14 protein-coding genes are annotated in these 14,849 nt (G+C 59.0%); 11 read left to right on the forward strand and 3 right to left on the reverse strand.

Annotated elements, in window-relative coordinates; translation table 11 throughout:
• Positions 1-1,086 (reverse strand): 2Fe-2S iron-sulfur cluster-binding protein, encoded by a 1,086-nt coding sequence (locus L0U79_RS00615; RefSeq protein ID WP_233839943.1) that lies wholly within the window; start codon positions 1,084-1,086, stop codon positions 1-3.
• A 323-nt stretch (positions 1,087-1,409) separates the two neighbouring features.
• Between L0U79_RS00615 and L0U79_RS00620 the strand changes: the two genes are divergently transcribed.
• From L0U79_RS00620 to L0U79_RS00635, 4 genes are read left to right on the forward strand one after another with little or no spacing between them, the layout of a single operon-like run.
• Positions 1,410-1,850 carry a hotdog fold thioesterase gene (locus L0U79_RS00620; protein ID WP_233839944.1) on the forward strand — a complete coding sequence of 147 codons (441 nt, stop codon included), beginning with the start codon at positions 1,410-1,412 and terminating at the stop codon, positions 1,848-1,850.
• 57 nt (positions 1,851-1,907) lie between these two features.
• The gene (locus L0U79_RS00625) at positions 1,908-2,858 is read left to right on the forward strand and encodes a serine/threonine protein kinase (protein ID WP_233839945.1); all 951 of its coding nucleotides are present in this window, start codon (positions 1,908-1,910) and stop codon (positions 2,856-2,858) included.
• A gap of 18 nt (positions 2,859-2,876) precedes the next feature.
• Positions 2,877-3,314: a hypothetical protein gene (locus L0U79_RS00630; RefSeq protein WP_233839946.1), complete on the forward strand. Its 438-nt coding sequence runs from the start codon at positions 2,877-2,879 to the stop codon at positions 3,312-3,314.
• A 59-nt stretch (positions 3,315-3,373) separates the two neighbouring features.
• Positions 3,374-4,546: a class I SAM-dependent rRNA methyltransferase gene (locus tag L0U79_RS00635; protein WP_233839947.1), complete on the forward strand. Its 1,173-nt coding sequence runs from the start codon at positions 3,374-3,376 to the stop codon at positions 4,544-4,546.
• Here the strand turns inward: L0U79_RS00635 and L0U79_RS00640 are convergent.
• The gene (locus tag L0U79_RS00640) at positions 4,518-5,174 is read right to left on the reverse strand and encodes a Pr6Pr family membrane protein (RefSeq protein ID WP_233839948.1); all 657 of its coding nucleotides are present in this window, start codon (positions 5,172-5,174) and stop codon (positions 4,518-4,520) included. The genes L0U79_RS00635 and L0U79_RS00640 overlap by 29 nt on opposite strands.
• A 112-nt stretch (positions 5,175-5,286) precedes the next feature.
• Between L0U79_RS00640 and rmuC the strand changes: the two genes are divergently transcribed.
• Positions 5,287-6,648 carry a DNA recombination protein RmuC gene (gene rmuC / locus L0U79_RS00645; protein WP_233839949.1) on the forward strand — a complete coding sequence of 454 codons (1,362 nt, stop codon included), beginning with the start codon at positions 5,287-5,289 and terminating at the stop codon, positions 6,646-6,648.
• Between the two features lie 11 nt (positions 6,649-6,659).
• Here the strand turns inward: rmuC and L0U79_RS00650 are convergent, their stop codons facing one another.
• On the reverse strand, positions 6,660-7,478 hold the full coding sequence (locus L0U79_RS00650; protein WP_255682325.1) for a shikimate 5-dehydrogenase: 819 nt from the start codon (positions 7,476-7,478) through the stop codon (positions 6,660-6,662).
• A gap of 156 nt (positions 7,479-7,634) precedes the next feature.
• Between L0U79_RS00650 and folE the strand changes: the two genes are divergently transcribed.
• From folE to L0U79_RS00680, 6 genes are all read left to right on the forward strand, one after another.
• Positions 7,635-8,234: a GTP cyclohydrolase I FolE gene (gene folE / locus L0U79_RS00655; protein WP_233839951.1), complete on the forward strand. Its 600-nt coding sequence runs from the start codon at positions 7,635-7,637 to the stop codon at positions 8,232-8,234.
• Complete coding sequence (locus tag L0U79_RS00660) at positions 8,234-8,560, forward strand: EF-hand domain-containing protein (RefSeq protein WP_233839952.1); 327 nt, start codon at positions 8,234-8,236, stop codon at positions 8,558-8,560. Before folE ends, L0U79_RS00660 begins: the two co-directional genes overlap by 1 nt.
• A 140-nt stretch (positions 8,561-8,700) precedes the next feature.
• On the forward strand, positions 8,701-10,044 hold the full coding sequence (locus L0U79_RS00665; RefSeq protein WP_233839953.1) for a TCR/Tet family MFS transporter: 1,344 nt from the start codon (positions 8,701-8,703) through the stop codon (positions 10,042-10,044).
• On the forward strand, positions 10,041-10,547 hold the full coding sequence (locus L0U79_RS00670; RefSeq protein WP_233839954.1) for a DUF1993 domain-containing protein: 507 nt from the start codon (positions 10,041-10,043) through the stop codon (positions 10,545-10,547). Before L0U79_RS00665 ends, L0U79_RS00670 begins: the two co-directional genes overlap by 4 nt.
• Positions 10,548-10,925: 378 nt before the next feature.
• Positions 10,926-13,970, forward strand: coding sequence for a TonB-dependent receptor (locus tag L0U79_RS00675; protein ID WP_233839955.1), 3,045 nt, complete (start codon positions 10,926-10,928; stop codon positions 13,968-13,970).
• A 143-nt stretch (positions 13,971-14,113) separates the two neighbouring features.
• Positions 14,114-14,767 (forward strand): DsbA family oxidoreductase, encoded by a 654-nt coding sequence (locus L0U79_RS00680; RefSeq protein WP_233839956.1) that lies wholly within the window; start codon positions 14,114-14,116, stop codon positions 14,765-14,767.
• Positions 14,768-14,849: the final 82 nt, after the last annotated feature.

Here is a 14,849-nt window from a genome sequence, read left to right on the forward strand (position 1 = left end):
TCAACCTTTTACGCCGTACACGTCTTCGGCAATGCCAGCGCGACCGGCAAGAATCTGCGCCAGCACATCGGGTGCGTATTCGAACGAATCGTAGTAAAGCCGATCTTCCGGCAGTCCCGCTTCGACAAACAGCCTGCGCCCCGCCTCGATCATCGCGTGCGGTCCGCTCATATAGACATCGTGCGCGGAAAGATCCGGGTGATCTTGCAGCACGGCTTCATGCACTAATCCAGCCCGCAGTTCGGCGATTTGCGCCTGCTCCGGATCGGAGAGCACGGCATGGAAACGCAGATGCGGCAATTTCGCGGCCCAGCTCTCCGCGAGCTCCCGCTGATAAAGATCCGCCGCGCTGCGCGCCCCCCAATACACGTCGATCGTCCGACGCGTACCGAGCACGAGAAAATGTTCGAGGATCGCCTTCACCGGCGCAAAACCGGTGCCGCCGGCCATAAAAATCATGGGCCGCTCGGAATCCTCGCGCGCCACGAAGGTGCCGAGCGGACCTTCGATACGAAGCGTGTCGTTTTCTTTCAACACGTCCGACACCCAGGTCGTGAATCCACCGCCTGCGACGTGACGCACATGCAACTCGATCACCCCATCGGCCTGCGGTCCGTTGGCAATGGAGAACGGACGCCGACGACCTTCGTCCAGCAGCACATCCAGGTACTGCCCCGGCAACCAGTTCAAACGCAGTTCGCCCGGCAATGGCTGCAAATGCAGACCGATCACATCCGGCGCAAGCTGCCATTTGCGCGCCACGCGCACGGTCAGTTGGCGCCGCGCGATATCTTCCACCGAGGTGACTTCGCGCGCTTGCACAATCAAATCGCTGGCGGGCACGGCCTGGCACAGCAGCACGGCATGCTGCGCGCGATCGTGCGCGTCCAGCGCGGCCGGCGGATTGCGCGGGTACTCGCAATGGCCCTGAATCAGCGTGGCCTTGCAGCTGCCGCACACGCCGGCGCGGCAGGAATACGGCAAGGCGATGCCGGCGCGCTGCGCGGCTTCCAGCACGGTTTCGCCCTGCGCGACCTCGAAACGGCGGCCGGAATGTTGGAGAGTGACGTAATACACGGGATACATTGTCGCCGCGGTGGCGGTCGTCGGACAATGTGGGCTCTCGGGAATGGGTTGACCCATTTTACGTGGGCGGCATGATGATCAGAAGGCCCGCAGAGTGTGTTGCGCGACGCAGGGAAGACTGGCCGTCTTTTCAAGTTGCGCGGCGCAGTCTGCGGGCCTTCTGATCATCACCCTGCGGGCCGCCCCTGTCTGTCCGCATCCCTTCGGTCCATCGTCTCGACAGACAGCCAGTCTGCCTTCGCCGATGGCCCTGCGGTCTGCGAACAGACAGGGGCGGTGACGCCCACGTAAAATGGGTCAACACATTCCTTGAGTATCAACCTATGGGCATTTGGAAACAGCCGATCGATCTGGAAAGCCTCAATAGCTGGCGCCAAAACACCCTGCTGGAGGCGCTGGGCATTCATATCACCGCTTTCGGCGAGGACTGGCTGCAAGGCACGATGCCAGTGGATCACCGCACGCACCAGCCGTACGGGCTGCTGCATGGCGGCGCATCCGTCGCGCTGGCCGAAACGCTCGGCAGCACGGCGGCCATGTGGACGCTCGATCCGGAGAAAGAGCGTGCGGTCGGCTTGGATATCAATGCCAATCATGTGCGCGGCGTGCTCAGCGGCACCGTGACAGGCACGGCGCGTCCGCTGCATATCGGGCGTTCGACGCAGGTGTGGGAAATTCGCATCGAGGACGAATCGAATCGACTGGTTTGTATTTCGCGCATCACCATGGCAGTGGTGCCGGCTTCGGCGGTGGGTTCGCGTTGATGGTCAGCGTTGTAAGCACGACATTCCTTCCACCGTCTGCGAAGAAGGAACGCGTGCGTGACTGACGAAACGCCTTATGCGCGTCTCACGCCCGATCTCGTGCTCGATTCGATCACGGCCTGCGGCTTGTGGCCCGACGGTCGCTTGCTCGCGCTGAACAGCTACGAAAATCGCGTGTGGCAGGTGGGATTGGAAGACGACTCGCCGGTTATCGCGAAGTTCTATCGACCCCATCGATGGAGCGATGCGGCGATTCTGGAAGAACACGCCTTCGCGCAAGAACTCGCTGAAGCCGAATTGCCGGTCGTCGCGCCGCTGCATTTCGCCGAACGCACCCTGCTGCATCACGACGGTTTTCGCTATGCCTTGTCACCCCGACATGGCGGTCGCGCGCCGTCGCTGGAATCGACGGATCAACTCGAATGGCTGGGGCGACTGATCGCACGCATCCATAACGTCGGTGCGCGATCGTCCTTCGCTCATCGCGGTTATATCGACCGCGATACGCTGATTCTGCAACCGATGCGCGCCGTCCTTGCCTCACCCTTGCTCTCGCATTCATTGCATGACCGCTATCGCCAAGCGGTGGAACGCATGGATCGCCTGGTTGCCGCGCGTTTCGACGCGGTCGGCCCCCTTCGCAGATTGCGCCTGCACGGCGATTGCCATCCCGGCAATGTGCTGTGGACCGACGCGGGCCCGCATTTCGTCGACCTCGACGACGCGCGCATGGGTCCTGCCGTGCAAGATCTCTGGATGCTGGCGCACGACGAACGCGCGATGGAAGCGTTGCTGGAAGGTTATGCGTCGATGCGTGACTTCGATCACGCAGAACTTGCATTGATACCCGCGCTGCGCGCCATGCGACAAGTGCATTATGCAGGCTGGATCGCCGCGCGCTGGCACGACCCTGCGTTCCCTGCGGCGTTTCCGTTCGCCGCGGAAGCGCGCTGGTGGGAACAGCACATCACGGACCTGCATGAGCAGGCGGACGAACTTGAATACTAATTTTTTGCCGGAGTTTGCATGCGTCAGATTTTGTTTCGCTTGATTGGCATTTTGGAAGTCGCCGGCGGTTGCTACGGCATGTTGTCGGTGCTCCCGCGGTTGATCGCCTTCGGTCCGCTACACACTGCCGTGATCGGCTTGATCGAATTCGCGCTGTACGCCTTCGTGCTGGTGGCCGGCGTGCTGTTGCTGGAAAACAGCGAACGCGGCATTCGTTTCTCCAGCATCGCGCAGTTGCTGCAACTGCCGGTCATCGCGCTGCCGATCTTCAGCTACGGGTTTCATTGCGGCGCGTTCGTCAACGTGTTCATCCTGCTTCACTCGCCATTGCACCCGGAATTGGCCTACCACTTCGGTAGCCAGGGACTGGCGCTGGCGTTTGGCGGTCCGTCGGCCTCGCGGCTTGGCATCAACCTGCTGGCGCTGTTGTCCTGGCTGGTGCTTAAACTGCGCTAAAACCGCGGTGTTTTCGCTAAAAATCGAGGTTGTACGGCCACTCCGGCTATCATAGGCGAATGAGTACGCCTTCCGAATTGCCCGTTATCCGCCTGAAATCCGACCGCACGCCAGGCCATCCCTGGGTGTGGTCGGCGCAGGTGCACAAGCCCGAATCGCGACTGCCGCCGGGCAGCGTGGTCGATGTCGTCGATGCAAAGAATCGCTTCGTCGGGCGCGGCTTCTGGAACGGGCATGCGCGTATCGCGTTGCGCTTGCTTACGGCAAATGCGCAAGAAGCGATCAATGCGGAGTGGATCAACGCGCGCATCGATCGCGCCGTCAATCTGCGACGCGAGCTGCTTACGTTGGATACGATCACCGACGCATGGCGCGTGGTGCACAGCGAAGGCGATGGGCTTTCGGGGCTGATCGTCGATCGCTACAACGACATCCTGGTGGTCGAATATTTCGCCGCCGGCATGTGGAAATTCCGCGACGCCATTCATGCCGCCTTGCTTCGCCATTTCTCCGGCGCGCGTTTGTACTGGTTCGCCGAAAGCCATGTGCAAAAGCAGGAATCGTTCGACTGCCGCGCGATGGAAGCGCCCACGCCGGTGGAAGTGCACGAACATGGTTTGCGCTTTCACGCCGCGCCGGGCTATGGACACAAAACCGGTTTCTTCGCCGATCAACGCGAAAACCGGCGTCGCTTCGCCGAGCTTGCGCGCGGCAAACGCGTGCTCGACTTGTGCTGCAACGCAGGCGGGTTCGCCGTGCACGCAATGGCGGGCGGCGCACGCGAAGCGGTCGGCGTGGATATGGACCCCGGCATTCTTGAGATCGCCCGCGCGAACGCGCAAGCAAACGATCTCGCCATCCGTTTCGAGCAAGGCGATATTTTCGATTGGCTGCGTCAAGCCGTGGCGCGCGGCGACCGCTACGACGCCGTGATTCTCGATCCCGCCAAGCTCACGCGCGATCGCACCAAGGTGCTGGATGCGCTGAAGAAATATTTCGCCATGAACCGGCTTGCGCTGGATGTGATTCCACCCGGGGGTTTGCTGTTGACGTGCTCGTGCACCGGCCTGGTCAGCGAAGAAGATTTCCTGGAGATGCTGCGTCGCGTGGCCCTGAATGCGGGCCGCGAAATCCAGATTTTGGAAGTGCGCGGCGCGGGTGCGGATCACCCCGTTCGCACCGACGTGCCGGAAAGCCGCTATCTCAAGGCCGTGTTCTGCCGCGTGGACTGATCGCTCGCCAGATCAGCATCAACACGTACGCCAACACGATAAACGCGATCCACAAAAAGACCGCGTTGCGCAACGTACGCGCGTAACCGAGTTGCAGAACGTCGATAAATCCGTACGGATAACGACCAAGCAACTCGCCGCGAATCAGCACATAGACAAAATAGATCAGCGGATAAAGACTCCACCGAAACGGCGCCGACCACCGCAACGCCTGTCCGCGCAACGCCATCAGGCTATAGATCGCAAACGCGATCGGTACGACGTAATGCATCACGATATCGGCCACCAGCTGCAAACCCTGCGGATTCCAGACGTGGCGCAGCAGCACGAAATAACTCACGCCCACGAATGCGATGCTGACGGCCACCCAGCCGATCGCCTCGGGTCGCTGAAAGAAACGGCCCCATGTCGACTCCGCCCCGAGCAACGGCGCCGTAGCCGCCACGCCCACCAACATATTCGTTAGCACGGTGAAGTAGCCCAGATAGATCGCCAATCCCGTCGGGATCGACATGCCCATCGAATCGGTCAGCCGCAGCGAGAGATAAAGCTGTAACGCCACACCGCACCAGGCAAGAACGGCGATCAGCGCCAGCAGCGGCCTTCCACGGACGGTCGATACGCTCACGGCAGCTCCGGGGCAATCTGCGACGTTGCGCCGATACTACCCGGAAATCGCGCGGTCTCATGGATTGATACAACTGCGCGTAAACTGTGCGCGATACCGCCGGAAACATCCCATGCCCTTGATCGATCTTGTCGCCGCCCTGCTCGTCGTGCTGCTTGCGCTGCAGATATTCGCCCTGCTGCGCGGCCGTGGGGACGCAGTACTGCAAACGAAGCTGGACGCCTTGAAAGACGACGTCCGCCATTTGCGCGAAGCCTTGGCCAAGGAGCAACGCGAAGGACGCGGCGAATTGAGCCAGGCGCTGACGCAGTTCGGGCAACGCCTGGATACGCTTACGGAGCGCACCGATACCGGCATGCAAACGCTCTCGCAACGGTTGATCGAGGAATCGCGTCGCGGTCGCGAGGAACTTGCCGCCAGTCTCAATCAGCTCGGCGCACAGCAGAAGCAACAGCTCGCCACGCTGACCGCCGACAACGAAAAACGCCTCGGCGAAGTGCGCGCGACGCTCGAAACCAAACTCGGCGCCATCCAACAGGACAACGCAGCCAAGCTGGAACAAATGCGCGCCACCGTCGACGAAAAGCTGCAGTCCACGCTGGAAACGCGGCTCGGTCAATCGTTCAAGCTGGTGTCGGAGCGACTGGAAGCGGTGCAGCGCGGCCTCGGCGAGATGCAATCACTCGCCAGCGGCGTGGGCGATCTCAAGCGCGTGCTGAGCAATGTGAAAACGCGCGGTATTTTGGGCGAAATGCAGCTGGCCGCACTATTGGAGCAAATGCTCACGCCCGATCAGTACGAATCCAATGTCGCCACGGTTCCGGGTTCGGACGAGCGCGTGGAATTCGCCATTCGTCTCCCCGGCGGCGATCGCGACGCGAAGGTTTGGCTTCCCATCGACGCGAAATTTCCGCGCGAAGATTACGAGCGTCTGTTGGACGCGCAGCAACAAGCGGATGCCGACGCTGTGGAACGCGCCGCCGCCGCTTTGGAGCGCCGTATTCGCGACGAGGCCAAAACCATTCGCGCCAAATACATCGCCCCGCCGGCGACGACCGATTTCGCCATCCTGTTTTTGCCGACCGAAGGCTTGTACGCCGAGATCATTCGCCGCCCCGGTTTGTTCGAAAGCCTGCAACGCGAACAACGCGTCACCGTGGCGGGGCCCACGACGCTTTCCGCGCTACTCAACAGTTTGCAGATGGGTTTCCGCACGCTGGCCATTCAAAAGCGCAGCAGCGAAGTGTGGCAAATCCTCGGCGCCGTCAAAAACGAATTTGGCAAATTCGGCGATGTGCTCAGCATGGTGCGCAAGAAGCTGGATGAAGCCAGCAAGCATATCGACAAAACCACCACGCGCACGCGAGCCATTGAACGCAAGCTGCGCGATGTGGAATCGCTGCCGGGGGAACCGACGCAGCAACTGTTAGACAGCGATCTGACCGAAGGGGATGAGGACGTCGTGGAAGATTGACGCGTATCGCGTCAGCTCAGCGCATGCGCTGCCGCACGCGCGATCAACGCATCGTCCGGGCGCACGCCGGTGTAAAGCACGAATTGCTCCACCGCCTGCAACACGATCACTTCGGCGCCCGTCACCACCGATTTATCTAGCGAACGCGCCAGCCGGATCAACGGCGTTTCCGGCGGATTCGCCACGACATCGAACACCGCTTGCGCACGTTCCACTGCATCGCGATCGAACGCGAGCTGATCTTTTTCTACGCCACCTTCCATACCGAGGGGCGTGACGTTGATCAGCAGATCAGCTTGCAGGTCGGACATGTCGGCAGCCCACGTGAATCCGCTCACGTCGGCGAGCTTTCGCCCCGTAGATTCATTACGCGCAACGATATGTCCGTGCCGAAATCCCGCATCACGGAACGCGCAGGCGACCGCTTTGGCCATGCCACCGCTGCCGCGCAACGCCAATCGCATATCCGTGCCGAGCCCGTGTTGATCGATCAACGCACGCACCGCGATGTAGTCGGTGTTGTACGCATGCAGATGTCCGTCGTTGTTGACGATGGTGTTGATGGAAGCGATGGCGTTTGCCGACGCATCGATGCTGTCCACCAAGGGAATGCAGGCCTCCTTGAACGGCATCGAGATCGCGCAACCACGAATGCCCAGCGCGCGGATGCCGCCGATCGCCGCAGGCAAATCGCGCGTGGTGAATGCCTTGTAGACGTAATTGAGGTCCAATGCCTCGTACAGGAAATTCTGAAAGCGCGTGCCGAAGTTGCCCGGTCGGGCCGACAGGGACATGCAAAGCTGGGTGTCGCGGTTGATCGATCGGGTCATAGCGCAGTACAAAAAGGCGAGCCGGATTGCTCATGATACCGCCGCCCCAGTGAAGCTCAGGGCGACGACAGGCGTTGCATCCCGACCGGACGCACCCATAAAGGCTTGACGCGAGCGTTACACTTATCCGCCTCAAGCCCGTACCAAGGAAGCCGCATGAGCGAGCACAACCCCTCCGACGTCACCCGCGAGCAGGCCGAAGAGGCCGTACGCGTCTTGCTGCGCTGGGCCGGCGAGGACCCCCAACGCGAAGGGTTGCTCGACACCCCCCGCCGCGTGGTGAAGGCTTATCGCGACTGGTTTTCCGGCTACCAGGTCGATCCGGGCGAGTACCTGCGCCGCACCTTCGAGGAAGTGGCCGGCTACGACGAAATGGTAGTGCTGCGCGATATCGAGTTCGAAAGTCATTGCGAGCATCACATGGCGCCCATCATCGGCCGCGCCCATGTCGGCTACCTGCCCACCAATCGCGTCGTGGGCATCAGCAAATTGGCGCGCGTGGTAGACGCGTATGCCCGCCGCTTTCAGGTGCAGGAAAAGATGACCGCGGAAATCGCGCGCTGCATCCAGGAAAACCTGCAACCGGCCGGCGTGGCCGTGGTGGTCGACGCCAGCCACGAATGCATGACTACCCGCGGCGTGCACAAGCGCGGCGTGTCGATGGTCACCAGCCAAATGCTCGGCGCGTTCCGCGAAGACGCCCGCACCCGCGCCGAATTCTTGGATTTCATCGGCATCCAGGGCGGTCGCCGCTGATGCGGCGGGCGCGGATCGCCCTGCTCTTCGCGCTACCCGTCGCCGTGCTGGCGCAAAGCACGGCGGCCGGCCTGTTCCAGGCTATGGATACCAACGGCGACGGCCGGGTCAGCGAAGCTGAATATGTGGCGTATATGAGCCAGGGCTTCTATCGGCGGGACGTCAATCACGATGGCGTGCTTGAGCCGGAGGAATTGCCGGGCGGCCACGGCAAACCCGTGACGCTGAAGGAATGGCAAGACAATCTGCGTCATGAATTTCGCCTGCTCGACCGCCACCACCATGGCTACCTGACGCCGCAGGAATTGATGCAGCCGCCGCGCTAGCGCCCTCATTACCGAACGGAGCAGCGCGCGAAGTACATAAGGGCGCGACATTTTCTGCATACATAGGCTCATGCCAAGCGGTCCTGCATCGGCTATCGTTGCATCTTTCTTCCCTTCGGTTGCCTAGCCGCGCCTTCTGCATGGACTCTGCATCGACTCCCTCCCGCCAATCGGCCGCGTTCGCTTTCATCTTCGTGACAGTAATGCTGGACATGCTGGCGTTCGGCATCATCATCCCAGTGCTTCCACACTTGATCGTGGAATTGAGCGGCGGCAGCATCGCGCGCGCGGCGGTGTGGTCGAGCGCATTCGGCACCGTCTACATGCTGATGCAGTTTGTGTTTTCGCCAGTGCAGGGCACGTTGTCGGATCGCTTCGGGCGTCGCATCGTCATTCTTATTTCAAGCTTCGGCCTCGGCATCGATTTCATTGTGATGGCGACGGCGCCGGTGGTGTGGCTGTTGTTTGTCGGGCGCGTCGCATCGGGTATCAGCGCGGCGAGCATCTCGACTGCGAATGCATACATTGCCGACATCGTGCCGAAGGAAAAGCGCGCGGCGGCATTCGGTATGTTGGGCGCGGCGTTTGCCATCGGCTTTGTCTTCGGACCCGCGCTCGGCGGTTTCCTCGGACATTTTTCGATCCGTTTGCCGTTTTGGGTGGCAGCGATTTTGTCGCTGATCAATTTCTGCTACGGCTTTTTCATCCTGCCCGAATCGCTGCCGCCAGAGCGCCGCACCAAGCGTTTCGATTGGCGTCACGCCAATCCGTTCGGCGCGTTGGTGCTGCTTCGTCGATATCCGCAGGTATTCGCGCTGGCCGCCGTGTATTTTCTGATGACGCTGGCGCAGTATTCGCTCAATTTCACGTACGTGCTGTACACCGATTATCGCTTCGGCTGGGGGCCGGATGCGGTGGGTTACACGCTCGGATTTGTCGGCCTTTGCAGCGGCATCGTGCAGGCTGTGCTCGTGCGAAAGCTGATGCCAAAGCTCGGCGAGCGGCGTTTGATCATGATCGGATTGCCGCTGTGCGTGGTCGGCTATTTGCTCTTCGGTCTGTCTTCGGTCGTATGGATGTTCCTGTTGGGCATCCCGTTCCTTTGCCTTGGCGGACTTGCAGGCCCTCCCGCGCAAGCGTTGATGACCCAGCAAGTGGATCCGCACGAGCAAGGCCGATTGCAGGGCGCACTGACCAGCCTGGCAAGCTTCGCCGGCATCTTTGGACCCGCGCTGTTCGCCAACCTGTTCGCGTTATTCATCAGCGATCACGCGCCGGCGCATCTGCCCGGCATTTCTTTCGTGCTGGCGGCGGCGCTGATTGTATTTGCGACGTTCGTCGCCACCTACGCAATACGACATGTACACACCGTTCCGGCATCGGAAATCGCTTCAGTCGCTCCATTGCAAAGCGAGCTTTCGCCTGTCGCGGACGTGGTTACCCATGAGCCTCTCCCACATCATCAACCGGAGTCATCCCCATGAGTCTCTCGATGTATCAAGCTTCCGTGCCTGTGTTTGTGCGTGCGCTGACCAATCTGCACCACGTTCTCAAGCTCGGTGAAAAACACGCCAAAGACAAAGGCGTGGACGACGCGACCATGCTGCAAGTGCGCCTGATCCCCGACATGCTGCCGCTGGTGAAGCAGGTGCAGATCGCCACCGACATGGCGAAAAACGGCACCGCGCGCCTGGCCGGCGTAGACCCGCTGAAATTCGACGACAACGAAACCTCGTTCGCAGAACTGTACGCACGTCTGGATCGCGCAATCGATTACATCAAGAGCTTCAAGCCGGAACAAATCGACGGCAGCGAAACGCGCGCCATTGTTCTGAAAACGCGCAATGGTGAGCTGAACTTCGAAGGCCAGGCCTACCTGCTGCATTACGTGCTGCCTAACATGTTCTTCCACTGCACGACCGCTTACGACATTTTGCGTGTAGCGGGCACGCATATCGGCAAGCAGGATTTCATCGGCAAGCCGTAAGTCGTTTCGTATGCGTACGGGGCGATGCGTTCGCCCCGTGCGTCACTCATCGCATCATCGTCGCACTGACGACACCCCTCTCTCTTTCGTACATGTACGTGCTGCGCCGCAGTGCGCCGAGCATCGTTGTGCACGTTAATCACGTTTCACAACGGGACTGCAGCAAATTAAGCGCAGTCCGATTGTTGAAAAAGCGTTACTCGCTTATTTGATAACGGCGGTTCGCAGGACGTTTTGTCCTGCCAGGGATTGAACCGCATCAACGCAATAGTCACTGCTCGAGCCGCGCGTCGCGACTCGAGAGCGGCTTTCGCATTTCGTTATCAGCCGCTCGTTGTGTCGCTAAGCAACGATCGGTGACTCCAGGGAGAGAGCACCTTGAAAGCAGGAAAGACGTTCAATTATTCGTTGCTGGCGCTGGCGTGTGCAGCGGCGTTGGCTAGTACGAGTGTGTTTGGGCAATCCACGACAGGTAGTATTGCAGGCCAAGCACAACCGGGCGCAATCGTTACCGTTACGAGCAATACTGGCGTGGTGCGTAAATCCAACGTAGATAGCTCCGGTCATTACAGCATCACCAGCTTACCCGTGGGAAATTACACGGTCACGCTTCAGCGCGATGGCGCCACGGTAAGTACGCGCAGCGACGTACAAGTTGTCGTAAATTCCAGCGCGGATGTTTCGTTCGCCTCGGAGGCCAACGCAAAATCGCTAAGCACCATTTCTGTCACTGCTGCGGCAATCCCTCCTATCGACGTAACCTCCGTCGACTCGCGCACGGTCATTACCGCCAAAGATCTGGAAAAGCTTCCTATCGGCCGCACCGCTGAAGCGATTGCAATGCTCGCGCCAGGTGTCGTCGCTGGGAGCAGCTACTTTTCAGGCCCTACGGGCAATCAGTTAGTTTCTTTCGGTGGGGCTTCAGTTTCCGAGAACGCCTATTACATCAACGGTTACAACACCACCGACCCACTCAACGGGCTGGGTGGTATTGGACTCCCCTATGGAGCCATCGATCAGCAAGAAATTTTCACTGGCGGCTATAGCGCAAAGTATGGGCGTTCAACCGGTGGTGTTCTCAACCAAGTGGGTAAACGCGGAACCAATGAATGGCACTTCGGATTCCAAGTCCAGTGGGCCCCAGACTTCCTTGCCTCCAATCCAAAGAATGTCCGCTACCCAAATAGTCAATTGCCTGATGGCTATCATTACCAAGATCCTAGCCTCCCTGGCACGATCTATAGGTCTCGCAAAGACAACAAGAGCACGACAACTACTTACGACGCCTATGTGGGCGGTCCGCTAGTTAAGGACAAGCTATTTCTTTTTGCAGCAGTCGAAGCACAAAAGCAGGACGGAAAATCAACATCGCCCTCTAGCGTGTCGGCGCCCTATAACAACATCTACACCTACAGCACACCCAAGCACTACGTTAAGCTCGACTGGAATATCAACGATAGCAACATACTCGAATTCACGAACATTTCGAATAAGAATTCGTACACCAGCAATGAGTACGCCTACGACTACGTCACAGGCAAGCAGGGGGCTCTCATTGGTCACGATCTCTGGACCAAAACCGGTTCAGACATCTACATCGGAAAGTTCACGAGCTACATCACCGATGACCTGACCTTTTCAGCAACCTATGGCCTGAACAGGGCAATAGATTTCAGCCAAAATCCGGGTGTGGACCCCAGCCTGTCGTATATCAGTGGCGTACTGAATCAGGACCCTAGCATCACTGAGGGCACGGTCATCGGCAATGACAATACAGTTGGTTACATGAACCCGCCCGATGCAAAGTACCGAAGCCGTGGCTTGCGTCTCGACCTTGAGTACAAACTTGGCGATCACTTGCTGTCCGCAGGTATCGACAATATCAACAGTTCTGCAATCGACGAAGGACAGGGACAATCCGGCCCAGGGTATTGGTGGATCTACTCGCAGTCGCGAACTCCGAATAAACCGCTCAGCACGCATTATGGGATTGGCGCTCCGGGTGGTAACGGCTATTACGTCCGCAAATATGTGTACAGCACCGCTACGAGCATGTCGGTGGATCAAAAGGCCCAGTACATTGAGGACCGCTGGCAAGTCAATGATCGATGGCTGCTGAATATCGGTCTTCGTAACGACCAATTTACCAACTACAACAATGTCCATCAGTCTTACGTACACAACACAAACCAATGGGCTCCTCGCCTTGGTTTCAGTTGGGACGTGTTTGGTGATTCCACATTCAAAGTATTTGGAAATTTAGGTCGCTACTATCTTGCTCTACCGAACAGCGTCGCAATCCGAGCAGCCTCGGCTTCCACTTACACCTATGAGTACTTCACATATGCAGGCATCGATCCGGCAACGGGTGCACCTACGGGACTAAAACCTCTCGGCGCGGGCCCCATTTCGGCCAACGGAGAATTCGGCCAAGCACCCGATGCCAAGACCGTCGCAGCTACCAACCTTCGCTCCCAATACCAAGATGAGGCGATCCTTGGCTTCAATAAAATGTTGGGTAGCAGCTGGATGTACGGCGCCAAGATCACGGTGCGCAAACTGCAAACTGCGATCGACGATGTTTGCGATATGGACGCATTGGCAACCAAAGCGATTGCGCAAGGCATCGATCCGGACAATGTTGTATTCCCGAATGGCTGCTTGATTTTCAACCCAGGTAGAACTAACACGTTCCTGTTAGCAAACGCCGATGGCAATGGCTATTCCAAAGTTACGATGACTAACAAGGACTGGGGTTTCAACAGCGGGGCCAAACGCAAGTACTACGCATTGGACTTGTTCTTAGAGCATCCGTTCGACGGTAAATGGCAAGGACGCATCGACTACACATTTTCGCGCAGCTACGGCAACACCGAGGGGCAGGTGCTCTCCACGATCGGCCAGGACGATGTCTCGAAGACTCAAGATTGGGATTTCTGGCAGCTCATGGAAGCCAGTAATGGTGTGCTGTCAAACGATCGCACGCATCAAGTCAAAGCGTACGGTGCTTATCAAATCTCGCCTGAGTGGATGGTTTCTGGTTCATTACAGGTCGCATCCGGCGCACCAAGGGTTTGCCTTGGCTATTACGCAGGTCCAGGTAGCGAGCTCGACAGCGACCCAGCGGGCTATTATTCCTCCTATCACTATTGCAATGGCCAACCCGCACCGCTGGGAAGCCTCGGTCGCCTACCATGGACGAAGACCATCAACCTTGGCGTGACATACCGTCCTTCGTTCGCTGATAAAAAGCTCGCTTTGAACCTTGATGTTTTCAACGTCCTCAACGAACGCCAGGCAACGGTGCTCGATGCTACGTACGAGACTAGCGCTGGCCCGGGCAACGTCTCCAACACCTATGGCATGCCGCTCTATCAGCAACAACCACGATATGTGCGTCTATCGGCCACTTATGATTGGTAATTTCTTAGTGCAAATGCATAAGTAAAAGCGAAGGGTCGGCAATGCCGACCCTTTTTTCCATCTGATATTTCGCAGTTGACTTGATTCAAATCACCCCCATTGAGGGTCGTGTCTCCAACACGAATTGGTACCGGGAAACGGCCATGCCTAAGCCATCTCAGCTAAAAATCGACTTCGTCTCAGACGTCGTCTGCCCGTGGTGCGCTGTCGGCCTGAAGTCGCTGCAGCAGGCGCTTCACAAGCTGGATGGGGACGTCGCGGCCGACCTGCATTTCCAACCCTTCGAGCTGAATCCGCAGATGGCGCCGGAAGGCGAAAATGTGGCCGAGCACTTGGCGCATAAGTACGGCAGCACGCCCGAGCAGATGGCCAAAAATCAGGAAGGGATACGCGAGCGTGGCGCCGCGTTGGGTTTCACCTTCAACATGGACAAGCGCAACCGCATCTACAACACCTTCGACGCGCATCGTTTGCTGCACTGGGCGGAGTTGGAAGGCAAACAGCTCGCGCTGAAGACGGCCCTGCTGGAGGCGTATTTCACCCATGGTGAAGACGTCAGCTCCCACGACGTACTCGCGCGCGTTGCCGGCAAAGCCGGTCTGGATGCCGCCGAGGCACGCGACATTTTGGCGAGCAACCGCTATGCGGACGAGGTGCGGCAGCAGGAGCAGTTTTTCCAATCGCAGGGTATCCGCGCCGTACCGTCGGTGATCGTGAACGGCAAGTACCTGATTCAGGGTGGCCAGCCGCCGGAAGTGTTCGAGCAGACCTTGCGGAAGATTGCCGCCGAAGCCTGATTCACGCTTCGAAAAGGCCCCTCCGGGGGAACCGCAGTCGTGCGGGGGACGTGAGACAATGGCGCGCCGCTCCATCCCGCAC

This window comes from Dyella sp. 2HG41-7, from assembly GCF_021390675.1.
GTDB lineage: Bacteria > Pseudomonadota > Gammaproteobacteria > Xanthomonadales > Rhodanobacteraceae > Dyella_B.

Bases quoted from the DNA above. Each gene is read 5' to 3' on its own strand.
- L0U79_RS00615 (WP_233839943.1), bottom strand. From the start codon at position 1,086: ATGTATCCCGTGTATTACGTCACTCTCCAACATTCCGGCCGCCGTTTC.
- L0U79_RS00620 (WP_233839944.1), top strand. From the start codon at position 1,410: ATGGGCATTTGGAAACAGCCGATCGATCTGGAAAGCCTCAATAGCTGG.
- L0U79_RS00630 (WP_233839946.1), top strand. From the start codon at position 2,877: ATGCGTCAGATTTTGTTTCGCTTGATTGGCATTTTGGAAGTCGCCGGC.
- L0U79_RS00635 (WP_233839947.1), top strand. From the start codon at position 3,374: ATGAGTACGCCTTCCGAATTGCCCGTTATCCGCCTGAAATCCGACCGC.
- rmuC (WP_233839949.1), top strand. From the start codon at position 5,287: ATGCCCTTGATCGATCTTGTCGCCGCCCTGCTCGTCGTGCTGCTTGCG.
- L0U79_RS00650 (WP_255682325.1), bottom strand. From the start codon at position 7,478: ATGACCCGATCGATCAACCGCGACACCCAGCTTTGCATGTCCCTGTCG.
- folE (WP_233839951.1), top strand. From the start codon at position 7,635: ATGAGCGAGCACAACCCCTCCGACGTCACCCGCGAGCAGGCCGAAGAG.
- L0U79_RS00660 (WP_233839952.1), top strand. From the start codon at position 8,234: ATGCGGCGGGCGCGGATCGCCCTGCTCTTCGCGCTACCCGTCGCCGTG.
- L0U79_RS00665 (WP_233839953.1), top strand. From the start codon at position 8,701: ATGGACTCTGCATCGACTCCCTCCCGCCAATCGGCCGCGTTCGCTTTC.
- L0U79_RS00670 (WP_233839954.1), top strand. From the start codon at position 10,041: ATGAGTCTCTCGATGTATCAAGCTTCCGTGCCTGTGTTTGTGCGTGCG.
- L0U79_RS00680 (WP_233839956.1), top strand. From the start codon at position 14,114: ATGCCTAAGCCATCTCAGCTAAAAATCGACTTCGTCTCAGACGTCGTC.